The following is a 12599-nucleotide window of genomic DNA, read 5'->3' on the forward strand; positions in this document are numbered from 1 at the left end:
ATTTGTATGAAATAATTCTTTGTTTTTTAATATAGATTTGATAAAAAAAGTAGTCCCTATTTATCAGGACTACTTTTTTTATCAAATTCATCAAGCCATTCAAATCTATGTACAATTTCTCTTTTTACATTTTTCTTATGTGCAGCATATAATTGAGTTGTTGTTACATTATCATGATCAAGTAGGTTTTGAACATCATAAATGGAAAAACCATTTTGAATAAGAGAAGTAGCAGCCGTTGCTCTTAACTTATGGGGACTATATCCATTTTCTTTTGTAGTGCCTAAGGCAAGAGAAGAATATTTTTTAACTAGCTGCCTAATAGCTTTTTCTGTTATTCTTGTTTTTTGTAAAGATAAAAATAAAGCATCTTTATGTTTTTCTAACAAGACATCATCAGGAACTCTTTCTGATTGAATATAATCTAAAATAACTTTTTCTACAGAATTATTTAAAGGCATATTTACTTCTTTACCTCTTTTTCTATAAATTTTAAAATCTCCCCGACTAAAATTAAAAGATGAAATATTAAGCTGCTGGAGCTCTTTCAATCTTAAACCATAGGTAACAAATAGGACTAAAATTGCTTTATCTCTTAATTTTGTTTTTTCCCAATATGTAAGTTCTTTTGCTGTTAGACCATTTCCTGATTCAACTACATCTAACATTTTTGCTACTTCGTCAATTTCAAGTTTTTTTATGGCATCTGGTTGTGGTTTTGGAAGTCGTATAGGATTAAACCCATCTATAATATTTTCTTTAATTAATTCATCTCTAAATAAGAATTTAAATAATACAGTTAATGTAGATTTTTTTCTTGCTAAGGCACGATTATGATTTTCCATAATAATTACCGTATCATTTCCATTAACTGTATATCTTGTACAAAAGTCACCTAAAAATCGATTGATATCTCTTGCTTTTATCTTATTGAATTCTTCAATTGTTATATCTTTTATATTTAAAGCTTTTGTAATATTTGTTTCTGATACTAGGTATTTACAGAAGAAAAGTATATCTTGAAGATACGCATATCTTGTTGATAAAGCTACACCGTTTTTAAGATAAATAAAAAAATCTTGCATAAAAAGTGGCAAAGAATTTTCTATCTCTAGACATTTTTCTATGGTTTCATTTTCTTTTTGTACGATATTATCAGGTCGGTCTGATTTATTATGTACTTTGATAATTTTTTTATCCATGAGAAACACCCCTAATATAAAAATTTATGTCTATGAAAGAATAGACATGTATCAATAAAGCTATATGCTAATTTTAGCATATAGAATAAAATTAAATCAATGATTATGATATTTGAGATGGTTTTATTTAACCAATAAAATTAAAAATTATTACAAATATTTGACTGTGAATAGTTGCTGTTTTACTGTATTTACCATTTTGCATATTTAGCATATAATAAAAGAAGTGTCCTATAAATCTACACAGTAAAAGATTTTATATTTGGAAGGTGTGATAAGATGATTTTTTAAAAAATAAATTTTGGAGGATTAAAGATTAAAAAGATTATATATGGTTTTAGGAATATGAATGATTAAGGATTATGAATTAGTATACTAATTGAAATTAGAGGTGACTTAAAATGATCAGACTTAAAAAAATATTTTCATGGATGCTAGTATGTGCATGTATTTTAATGTTAAATTCAAGTTATGGATTTAGTGAAAATACTAAAGAATTTAAAGTGGTAGGATATTATTCTGAAATCTTTAAAGACCCTATCGATAAGAATGTTCAATTTGATAAACTCACACACATCATATATGCCTTTTTAATTCCAGGAGAAGAAGGTTCTTTAATAGGTATTGAGAAACCAGAAAAGTTAAGAGAATTAGTAGAGAAGGGGCATAAAAATCAGGTTAAAGTTTTAATAGCTATTGGAGGATGGTCCTATCAAAACGTTCCTTTAGATGCTACATTTGAAAAAATGGCAGCCTCTGACGAAGCTAGAAAAAAGTTTATAGAGAATGTAATGAAGTTTGTAGATGAATATAATCTTGATGGCGTAGAAATTGATTGGGAATATCCAGATGTAGGGGTGTCCTCTCAAAATTATGAAAAATTAGTATTAGGTTTAAGTAAAGAACTAAAAACAAAAGGGAAATACTTAACTGCAGCACTTAATGGTGCTTGGTCAGAAACAGAAGGTCCAGCTGTATCAAAAGCTGTAACAGAGAATTGTTTAAAAGCTTTTGATTGGATTAGTGTAATGGCTTATGACATGAATAATGAGCAGCATAGTCCATTTTGGTTTGCTAAAAACTCTATAGGCTATTGGATTAACAGAGGAGTACCAAAAGAAAAAATTGTAATAGGGGTTCCTTTTTATGCAAGACCTAGTTGGAAACAATATAGAGATCTTGTAGCAGAAGATAGAGAAAATGCTTATAAAGATCATGTAAAAGGAGAAAAACTTGATTCTTATTATAATGGGATCAATACCATAAAAGAAAAAACTAGACTTGCTCTTAAAAATGCATCTGGGGTAATGACTTTTGATATGAATGAGGATACTACTGATGATTTGAGTCTTTTGAAAGCTATAAATGATACTGTAGATGAAGTAACATCTATGTCGCAGGTTGAGTTTAACAAAAAAGTTTATTGTGTTGTGAATGGACATGAACTGGTCTTTAAGAAAGATGAAAATATGGGAATGCCTTTTATAGATGAAAACAAGAGGACATTAATGCCTGTAAGAAAGTCTCTTGAAATGATAGGTGCTAAAGTATCTTTTGATGAAAAAAATCAGATTGTAAGAGCTACAAAAGAGAATATAACCATTGAAATCCCTATGAATCAAGATTACGTTAAAGTAAATGATAAGATATTAAAAATGGATACAAAAGCTTTTATAAAGAATGGTAGAACCTATATACCTTTAAAATATGTATTTGAAGGGTTTGAGTATAATATTCAGTGGCATGAAGAAAGTAGAACGGTTATTGTAAGTAATGAATAACATTACATAATTTTCATATTTCAAAAGATAAGCTTAAATAGAGTAAGTAAGATTTGATTAAAAGTTTATTTTGGGAATTAGGGGATGGGAATATGAGCTTAAAAGAAGAGTTATTATCATTAGATCATTTGACAAAATCTATAGATAATGAAATTATTAGAAATAGGGTAGAAAATCTATTAAATTGCTATATAAAAAAAGCGACTTATTATAAATATGCATATTACACATTGAGTATAGTAATAATTGTTATTAACGCAGGTATTCCTATAGTACATCATCTACATTGGGGAAAATCAATACTATTTGTCTCTATTAGTTCTGCTGTTGCAAGTGTTATAGCTAGTATAATAACTTTATTAAATATTAAAGATATATGGTTTAGGTATAGAAGTAATGTGAAGATTCTAAAAAAAGAATGTATGTTATTTAATTGTGAATGCGGCAATTATGATGATAAAAATAGAGAAAAAATATTTATATCTAATATCGAGGACATTATTTGTAAAAAAAGTGAAATTTAAGCATGTGATTAAATGAAAATGGAAGTATAAATTTGTGGAAACAACAAGTTTATGCTTCTTTTTTTATTTTAAATTAATATATTAATTAAGGATGAATATATTATCCTAAAGTACACATATTTTGTATCGAATTATTAGAATATAAATTTAAAGGATTATTATTAAATGTATTTATAAGTCAAAAGTATACATAGATGGGTATCAATAGACAGTAGTAGAGCTAAAAAATAAGGAATATTTTTAAATTTAACCAACTATTCCCTAAATATACATTTAAAGAATAGTTAAATTCTTTAAAAACACCTCTTTCTTATATCTTTTTATACTCCTTTTCCCAACTATATTAATATTTAAAATATTGTAATTTTAGTTATGTATAATCTATATATACTATACATAATGCGATAAATAAGGTTTTAAGCAGCTAATTGGGATAATAGTATTAAATTCAATTATAGTTAAATATATTCACAATCATGTATATTTGATCCTTTAGCGTTTAAATACCTCTTCTTTAAATGATAATATATTTCAATTAAATCGTCATACAGTAAATACTTTATCAATAATCTTTTAACAATAGATTTTATGAGAAAAAGAAAATCAACCTTTTACGAACGAATGTTCTTGGAAGCGTATAAGGGCATTTTTTATACCTTTATTTAAAGATTTTATGAAAAATATGCAGAGTATTTCATATAAAAGGCAAAATTCACTATATATTCATACAATAATATAAATTTTGTATAAACGACTACATTTTTCGATTGCTCAGTTGATAATACCTATTAATTGAAGTTGTGGAATATAATGTCTATAGTTGATACAAAATTAGAAAAGTTGTCAAAATTTAAAATATTACAAATAAAACACCCTCTTTCGTTTCAAAAATCAAGGGTGCTTTAAGAATGTTTACATAAAGTTTTTATTGCAACCATAATCTATTATAAATAAAAGTCCTCTATTGTCTTATCTTTGATATCTTGATTGATACCTATATACCGTAAAGTAACACTAGGAGCTGAATGATTAAAAATATCCTGTAGGATGGCTACATCTTTATATATCTGATAATGCCAATACCCAAAAGTTTTTCTTAATGTGTGGGTTCCTACTTCGCTAATGCCAATTATAGTAGCAGCATTGTTTAATATCCTATAGGCTTGTACTCTTGAAATAGGTTGATTTTTTCCTTTTCTGCTTTGAAACAAATACTCTTCCCTGCTCATATTCTTTATGTACATTTCAAAGTCTTTTCTTAATTGGTTGTTGATTAAGAATCGTTTCTCTTTTCCAGTCTTTTTTTCTTGAATGAGGATATGTGTTCTATCTCTTACATCTGATACCTTTAGTTTTAATAAGTCACTGATCCTTAATCCCGTATTAATTCCTGCGACAAAAAGTAGATAGTTTTTATATCCTGATTTTAATAGTTCACTTTTCATGTCTTCTATCTTATTTTTATCTCTTATGGGCTGAACAATATTCACTTTTTTACCCCCTTTACCTACTATATTCTACATGAATATTATATTACATTTAAAGTTACAACACAATACAATAAGTAACTTTAACATTTTTATACTTTTACAATGTGTTGATTTATCAACATTTATAGCAGTTTCACGAATGAAACACAATTATACTTTTGTTACATACAGTAATGAAAACCTTAAGTTTTTCACAAGGTGTTTCGACAATTGATTTTAAAGGACGCATAAGCTTTTTTTAATACTAAACTACCTACTATATAAAAAAGTCTCTTAAAATCGAAATATGCGTGTCGAAAAAAATCCTCATCTATATATAATTATAGATAAGGATTTTTCCAAAATATATTGTATAGGGTTTCATATTATTTTTAATATTGCTTCTCTGTCACCAGAAAGAACATTTTTATATTATTGACTTCTAATGGCATAGGTACAAGAAGTCAATAAAAATATTATGTATACCGATTTCGTTCATTAAGGCTTATTATTTTCTAGTAAAATTATTTTGAACTATCATCCTTCTTTAAATTAAAATTCAAATAATCAATAGCGTTATCATCTAATTGCTGAATGGTGTATAAATATCTTTGGGCAAGGTTTTCGTTGCTCCACCCTAATTGTTGCTTTACTTGCCTTGAAGAAGCTCCTCTTTTTAGTGTATGTGCTGCTAATGTATGTCTTAGATCTCTTGGGGTATATTCATGGTCTAATTCTGCCTCTATGCATGCTTTTTTGAGTACCATCCTTACCCAGCGTCCTGTTATTTTATTGCCTCTATTATTTAAAAAGACATTGCTATCCTGTGTAATTAAATCTGCTAAGCTATTTCGATATTTTTGTAGTAGATTCCAAGTGTCTTTATGAACTTTAGTATATCTTTTTCCACGTTTGGTTATAAAAACAATACCAATATTACCTGTATCGTCAATAACAAATTGATTCCATTTAAGATTTACAGCTTCATTAAGAGTAAGCCCTGACGTAAAAATCAACATTAAAATAGCGTAATCTCTCTGATTAAATGTTTTTAGTATAGAAATAAGTTTATCTAAGTCTTCCCACATTATAATTTTTTCTTTGGATATATTTCTTGATGCTGTTGGTTTGGAAATATTTTTAAAATGATTATATGGAATATGTTCATTTTCTTCTAAATAATTAAAGAAGCTGTAGAGTTGACTATATAATTTTTCTGCAGTTGTTATGGCTAGCTTTTTTTCTGAAACCTTTAGCTTAATATCTGTTATATATTTTTCACAATCTTCAAGGGTTGCTTGAAGAAAATTCTTTTCGATAAATTCAACAAAATGCTGTAAGTCTCTTTTATAATCCTTTCTAGATTTTTCTTTTTCTAGTCTTGATACAAATGAGTTTATAATTTCTTTGTTTGTTTGCATACTTAAAAACCCCTTTACTTGATATTACTAATTAGTTGCATAATTTTTACGAGTAATTTTTATTCAATTATAATCCTTTCCTTTTTAGACATTTTTTCTATGTTTTTTGTCTTAAAACTCTCTATTACTAGTATAAAATATTTTTTATACAATCGCTACCAAATTGACTTTTATATTTTACATGATGACCTTATTTGTTGTATTTTAGACATTAAAAGCCAAAATAGTTGAAAATTACTCCTAAAATAAATATACTAGTATATGCAGATATTATATAAGTACACCAGAAATAATATTTGATAGAATTTAAATTTTAGGAGGAATGTTAATGAGTAAATTAATCAGAGTTGCAGATAGCATGAATCAGGAAGTTGCTATTCTTACAATTGACGAGTTTGAATTATTAGTAGACATGATATCTATAGGTGGTTTAGACAATAGTAAAGCTATTGCATCGTCAAAAAAGTATATTTTTGATGCGTTAACTGTGGCAGAAGAAAACGAGAAAGAAAATATAGAAATGATAAAATCTGTAGAATATAAATTAAAAGAGATTACTGAAGAACAAGCAAAGGATCTTCTAGATGTTATTTTTAAGCATTATAGATTTTACAGTACATTTCAGTATGTAGAACAAGATGAAATAATCAATCAATTAATAAGAGAGAAAAATCGATTACAAGAAGCATACGAAAATCTACAGCAACAAGAAAAATAAAAGATACATAGATATTCAAATAAATAATTTATGTAATACTAGCCCTATGGAGAAGGTGACATTGTTCATAGGGTTAGTAAATTTTACTGGTATTTATTACAGGCTCATTAGCATTGCTCTATATGTTTTCTTATTTTATTTATGAAAGCTTTGAATACAAGATTATGCATATAAGTTTACAATAATATACTTATGACAATAAATTTGAATTAAAAAGTGCCATTTGAAGAAGCTAAGAACGTATGTTCGAGATAGACATTAGTTGAACATTTTTAAATAGAAATGCGTTAGATGGGATTTTTGATAGTTTGATTTTTCTAAAGCCTTAAATATTCTTTTCATAATTATTGGTCTCTTTCTTGTAGTATTTTGTGCTTTTTAATTTCTTTCATCCATTCTTTTAATTTTTTTTTATTTTTCACGTCATTTGCATTGTACTCTTTATGATAGTCTTGCTTGATCTCACACCATGTTTGATTATATATTTTTTGTTTTTTCTTATCTGCCAAAATAATCACATCCTAAAATTATAATTTTATGAATTATTGTAAGATATATACAACATAAGTTGAAATTACATATGAAAAATTCCCTCAATTTAGTTCTATATAACTAAATGAGAGAATTTCTTAAACATATGTAGGAAAAATAGTTTATTGTGTTGCTATTAAACAGCAGTTCTTTCTATTCTTAATTTATCAGCAACCATTGCGATAAATTCACTATTTGTAGGTTTACCTTTATCATTATGTACTGTGTATCCAAATAAATTATTGATTGTATCTACCTTACCTCTACTCCATGCTACCTCTATAGCATGTCTAATAGCTCTTTCTACTCTACTTGGAGTAGTATTGAATTTTTTAGCTATAGATGGATATAATTCTTTTGTTACAGCACTTAACATTTCTATATTTTCAACAACCATAGAGATGGCTTCTCTTAGATATAAGTATCCTTTAATATGTGCTGGTACACCAATTTCATGGATGATGTTCGTAATCTCAGCTTCTAGACTTTGTGTTTGTTTTCCAGAACTTGTAGATGGATTTATAAGTAAATCTCTATACTCACTTTTCTTTTCAGGAATAAACTTTACGTTCCCCATAAGCTGTCTAATACGTTTAATAAAAATTTCAAAGTCAAAAGGTTTTACAACATAATAATCTGCGCCTAGTGCAATAGCTCTTTGTGTAATTTTATCTTGTCCAACAGCGGATAGAACAATAATTTTAGGAAACTTCTTCAAATTCATAGATGCTAATCTTTCTAATACGCCTAAGCCATCAAGATGAGGCATGATAATATCTAAAACCAAGACATCAGGTAATTCCTCTGAAACTAAATCTATGGCCTCTAAACCATCCTTTGCAACACCAACAATCTCTAAGTCTTCCTGTTTCCCTAAATATTCACTTAAAATGTCACAAAAATCTTTATTGTCATCTGCAATTAACACTCTAATATTTTTCACTTAGTTACCCCCCTAAAAATTTTTGCATATGATTGTATGAATTTCTATTTCCCTTAGACATATTCGACAAATCCATGATATTTCCTTCTTCTTTGGAAAAGATTAGTATACTTTTTTACAGTTTTCTTTGAAAAACTATTTGAAACGTAAAAATAGAAGAAGAGCACTCATAAGAGTACTCTTTTTTACAATTTGTTATTAATACTTGTCGGCTAATTGACTATTATTATAGATATCAATTTCTGCTTTTTTAATCATCCATTCAATGAATAGACCATATCCTTTTGATGGATCATTCACAAAAACATGTGTAACTGCTCCAATTAATTTTCCATCCTGAATGATAGGACTACCACTCATTCCTTGTACAATTCCGCCACTTTTTTTTAGGAGTCTTTTATCTGTTACTTTTATAATCATACTCTTTGTATTTGGTGTACGTTGCCTATTTACTTTTTCAATATAAACTTCATATTCCTCTATTTTATTATTATCAATAGTTGTTAAAATTGTTGCTTTGCCTTCATGAATCTGATTTTGATAACTAATTTCTATAGGTTTTTTGTAGATATCATTTGTAATGGGTTCATAAGCTTTACCAAATATACCGAAATGAGTATTTTTTTCTAAATTACCCATAGGTTTACTTGTTTCATAAAATATACCTTTTATTTCTCCTGGGTGTCCTCTTTTTCCTTGTTTGATAGAAGCAACTTTTGATTTGACAATTTGCCCATGATCTACTGTTAATAGTAATCCTGTATCAATATCAGTTATAGCATGTCCTAAAGCACCAAACCTCATGGTATCTGGATGATAAAATGTCAATGTTCCTACACCAGCAGTTTTATCCCTAACCCATAAACCTATTCTATATTCCCCTTCATCAATAGATTTTACAGGCTTAATTTTAACATTAAATATTTTTTCTCTGCGTTTTACTTTTAAAGTAATTTCAGTATTTTTATTTTGATTGATGATACTTGTAACATGATCAGCATCTTTTATTTTTAAGCTATTTATTTCTATAATACTATCACCTATTGTTAATCCTGCTTCTCGTGAAGGATTATGTTTCTTACCATCAATTCCGTTTATTTCTTCTAAACCAACTACCAAAACGCCTTTTGTATTTAATCTTACACCAACAGATTGACCTCCAGGAATAACTTTAATTTTGGGGACAACGTCAACTTGGAGTTTTCTTATTGGTAAAAAACCTAATAAATTTACTTGAATATTTGTTTGACCTATTTTTAAGGGATTGATATATAGTGTATTTGTATCAGAATGTTTATTGTTTTGTAATAATTGTAAAACACTATTATCTATTTTTTGTGTATCAAATTTAAAAGGGAATTTAATATCTAAAGTATGTTTTTCATCTTCAAATATTTTTATTTCTTCTGGATAATTAAAGATTTCATAAAAACTATAAGAATTAAAGGCTGTAAATAAAATCACAATAAAAAAGAGTGAAAAAATACACTTATTTTTATAGTTAGACAATAAATATCACACTCCTATTTTCCCCTTTGAGTCATTCAATCGCCTCCATAAACAATAATATAATTTTGCTATATATTTAATTTAGCCTGTTTTGTAGCTTATTATTCTTGATAAAATTTGTAATAGAAATAGACAAACAAGAATACAAAGCTATCTAGGATATAGTAAATTTTACAAAATAAAAAATAGGCTATAAAAGCCTATTTTTTTAGCAAAATATGTAATTATTTTAAACTGTTTTTAAAATGATTTCCTAAATTGATCATTTCTTTAGCATGCTCCATTGTTAAGTCTGTTAATGTTATACCACCTAATAATCTACCTAATTCCATAATTCTATCTTCTTCTGATAATTTTTGAACATTTGTCAAAGTATTATTATCTTGAGAATTTTTTTCAATATAGAAATGATGGTCTGCCATTAATGCTATTTGAGGTAAATGGGTGATACATAAAATTTGATGGTTTCTAGATATTATTGCTAATTTTTCTCCTACAATATTTGCTGTACGTCCACTAATCCCTGTGTCTATTTCATCAAAAATTAATGTTGGAATATTATCAGAATGAGCTAAAATCGTTTTAAAAGCCAGCATGATTCTTGACATTTCTCCACCAGAAGCAATTTTAGCAATTGATTTAGGCTGTTGTCCAGCGTTTGTAGAAATTAAAAACTCAATTTTATCTAGTCCTTTGGGTGAGAATATACTTTCATCTACTTGATCTATATTATTTGCGAAATTCACTTTGAAAATAACTTTATTCATATTTAAACCTTCTAATACATGAATCATTTCTTTTTCTAAAGTTGATGATATTTCTTTACGAATAGAACTGAGTTGAGTAGACAATTCAATATATTCTATTTTTATTTTATCTATATTGTTTCTTATTTCAACTACAATGGTTTCACTGTTCTCAAGTTCTTCTAATTCAAAATAAATTTTTTCCCTATAGGACAAAATTTCATCTATGGAATTTCCATATTTTCTTTTTAAATCATTGATTAAATCTAATCGTTTTTCAATTTGTTCTAATACAAGGGGATCAAATTCAATATTGTCCCTATAATTCCTAATATCTCTAGATACATCTTCAAAGGTATAAGAGCATTCTTGTAGCATACTATACATATTTTTGATATGATCATCAAAATCTTTAATATTTTCTAATTCATGAATAATATTTCCGATGCCATCTATAATAGATAGATATCTACCATCACCATTATATATTTTTTCATAAGAGCTTGACATAATGGTAAAGATTTTTTCACTATTAGAAAGAAGATTATATTCGGATAATAAATCAGTATCTTCTCCAACCTTTAGTTGACATGCATCAATTTCATTAAGCTGAAATTTTAATAAATCTTTTTTTCGTTCTCTTTCTAGTTCATTTCCACAAAGTTCATCTAGTTTATTTTTCAATTCCTTTAGTTCATAATATTTAGTAGCAACTTTTTTCTTTAAAGCAACGATTTTTTGTTCATCAAAAGAATCTAAAATATCAATATGGTTTTCAGGATATAATAGTGATTGATGAGCATGTTGACCATGTATATCAATTAAGTATTTACTAATTTCCTTCACTAATGAAGTCGTAACAACTCGATCATTTATTCTAGATGTACTTCTACCACTGTTATAAATCTCACGCGTAATGATAATGATATCATTATCAAATAAATCGATACCTTTTTCATTTAGTATTTTTATTAAATGTTGATTTTGTGAACGAAAGATCATCTGAATAACAGATTTATCAGTACCAGTACGAATGAAACTTTTATCCGCTCTTTCGCCAATTGCCATATTTACGGCATCAATAATAATTGATTTACCTGCACCCGTTTCACCTGTGAGAATGTTTAGACCTCCACCGAAACGAATATTTAGATTTTCTATTAATGCAAAGTTAGTTATAATTAATTCTAAGAGCATTCAAATACCCCCGTACTACCTCATAAGTTTTTTGAATTTGCTTACGATTTCTTCTATTTTTTCTACATCTCTTACAAGAATGAATATGGTATCATCTCCAGCAATTGTCCCTACAATATCTTGAACGTCCAATGCATCTAATGCTGCACAAGCTGCTTGTCCTGCTCCTATCAATGTTTTTAAAACAATAATATTGCCAGAATAATCTATGGATAAGATAGAATCCTTAAATATTTTAACTAATCTGTCAGAAATAGCGCTTTCATGCTGTTTCATTGAAGCATACTTATATCTTCCATTTTTACCCAAAACCTTTATAAGCCTCAGTTCTTTTATATCTCTTGATACCGTTGCTTGTGTTACATGAATATTATTTTTTTTTAGAGCTTCAGCTAGCTCTTCTTGTGTCTCAACTTCATACTTATCAATAATCTCTAATATTTTTGCATGTCTTGCATATTTCATACTTAGCCTCCTATTCTTTTATTTATCATATGAAATATGTATAAAACCTATCCCAATAATTCATATTAACATATTAGTTATTCTACATAATTA

11 protein-coding genes are annotated in these 12599 nt (G+C 27.3%); 3 read left to right on the forward strand and 8 right to left on the reverse strand.

Annotated elements, in window-relative coordinates; translation table 11 throughout:
• Positions 1 to 56: 56 nt before the first annotated feature.
• Positions 57 to 1202, reverse strand: a complete 1146-nt coding sequence (locus tag K7H06_RS08480; RefSeq protein ID WP_223039443.1) for a tyrosine-type recombinase/integrase — start codon at positions 1200 to 1202, stop codon at positions 57 to 59.
• 401 nt (positions 1203 to 1603) lie between these two features.
• Between K7H06_RS08480 and K7H06_RS08485 the strand changes: the two genes are divergently transcribed.
• Positions 1604 to 2983 carry a glycosyl hydrolase family 18 protein gene (locus K7H06_RS08485; RefSeq protein ID WP_223039444.1) on the forward strand — a complete coding sequence of 460 codons (1380 nt, stop codon included), beginning with the start codon at positions 1604 to 1606 and terminating at the stop codon, positions 2981 to 2983.
• Between the two features lie 92 nt (positions 2984 to 3075).
• On the forward strand, positions 3076 to 3507 hold the full coding sequence (locus K7H06_RS08490; protein WP_223039445.1) for a DUF4231 domain-containing protein: 432 nt from the start codon (positions 3076 to 3078) through the stop codon (positions 3505 to 3507).
• Between the two features lie 944 nt (positions 3508 to 4451).
• Here K7H06_RS08490 and K7H06_RS08495 read toward each other — a convergent pair.
• A complete protein-coding gene (locus K7H06_RS08495) occupies positions 4452 to 4997 on the reverse strand; it encodes a site-specific integrase (RefSeq protein WP_223039446.1) in 546 nt (181 codons plus the stop codon).
• A gap of 503 nt (positions 4998 to 5500) precedes the next feature.
• Positions 5501 to 6397, reverse strand: a complete 897-nt coding sequence (locus K7H06_RS08500; RefSeq protein ID WP_223039447.1) for a tyrosine-type recombinase/integrase — start codon at positions 6395 to 6397, stop codon at positions 5501 to 5503.
• Between the two features lie 328 nt (positions 6398 to 6725).
• On the opposite strand from K7H06_RS08500, the gene K7H06_RS08505 reads away from it, so the two are divergent.
• Positions 6726 to 7115 (forward strand): hypothetical protein, encoded by a 390-nt coding sequence (locus K7H06_RS08505; protein ID WP_223039448.1) that lies wholly within the window; start codon positions 6726 to 6728, stop codon positions 7113 to 7115.
• Positions 7116 to 7459: 344 nt separating this feature from the next.
• On the opposite strand, the gene K7H06_RS08510 is transcribed toward K7H06_RS08505, so the two are convergent.
• The 5 genes from K7H06_RS08510 to K7H06_RS08530 form a co-directional block, all read right to left on the reverse strand.
• The gene (locus K7H06_RS08510; protein ID WP_223039449.1) at positions 7460 to 7624 is read right to left on the reverse strand and encodes a hypothetical protein; all 165 of its coding nucleotides are present in this window, start codon (positions 7622 to 7624) and stop codon (positions 7460 to 7462) included.
• 158 nt (positions 7625 to 7782) lie between these two features.
• The gene (spo0A, locus tag K7H06_RS08515; protein ID WP_223039450.1) at positions 7783 to 8589 is read right to left on the reverse strand and encodes a sporulation transcription factor Spo0A; all 807 of its coding nucleotides are present in this window, start codon (positions 8587 to 8589) and stop codon (positions 7783 to 7785) included.
• 198 nt (positions 8590 to 8787) lie between these two features.
• Complete coding sequence (spoIVB, locus tag K7H06_RS08520) at positions 8788 to 10098, reverse strand: SpoIVB peptidase (protein WP_246637662.1); 1311 nt, start codon at positions 10096 to 10098, stop codon at positions 8788 to 8790.
• A 224-nt stretch (positions 10099 to 10322) separates the two neighbouring features.
• Positions 10323 to 12041, reverse strand: coding sequence for a DNA repair protein RecN (gene recN, locus K7H06_RS08525; protein WP_223039451.1), 1719 nt, complete (start codon positions 12039 to 12041; stop codon positions 10323 to 10325).
• Positions 12042 to 12056: 15 nt separating this feature from the next.
• On the reverse strand, positions 12057 to 12506 hold the full coding sequence (locus K7H06_RS08530; RefSeq protein ID WP_223039452.1) for an arginine repressor: 450 nt from the start codon (positions 12504 to 12506) through the stop codon (positions 12057 to 12059).
• Positions 12507 to 12599: the final 93 nt, after the last annotated feature.

Origin of the sequence: Crassaminicella profunda (genome assembly GCF_019884785.1) — a bacterium.
GTDB classification, from domain to species: Bacteria; Bacillota; Clostridia; order Peptostreptococcales; family Thermotaleaceae; genus Crassaminicella; species Crassaminicella profunda.

What these genes read in the sequence shown, in the direction of transcription:
- K7H06_RS08485 (WP_223039444.1), top strand. Translation starts at nt 1,604, where the DNA reads ATGATCAGACTTAAAAAAATATTTTCATGGATGCTAGTATGTGCATGT.
- K7H06_RS08490 (WP_223039445.1), top strand. Translation starts at nt 3,076, where the DNA reads ATGAGCTTAAAAGAAGAGTTATTATCATTAGATCATTTGACAAAATCT.
- recN (WP_223039451.1), bottom strand. Translation starts at nt 12,041, where the DNA reads ATGCTCTTAGAATTAATTATAACTAACTTTGCATTAATAGAAAATCTA.
- K7H06_RS08530 (WP_223039452.1), bottom strand. Translation starts at nt 12,506, where the DNA reads ATGAAATATGCAAGACATGCAAAAATATTAGAGATTATTGATAAGTAT.
- K7H06_RS08505 (WP_223039448.1), top strand. Translation starts at nt 6,726, where the DNA reads ATGAGTAAATTAATCAGAGTTGCAGATAGCATGAATCAGGAAGTTGCT.
- K7H06_RS08480 (WP_223039443.1), bottom strand. Translation starts at nt 1,202, where the DNA reads ATGGATAAAAAAATTATCAAAGTACATAATAAATCAGACCGACCTGAT.
- K7H06_RS08500 (WP_223039447.1), bottom strand. Translation starts at nt 6,397, where the DNA reads ATGCAAACAAACAAAGAAATTATAAACTCATTTGTATCAAGACTAGAA.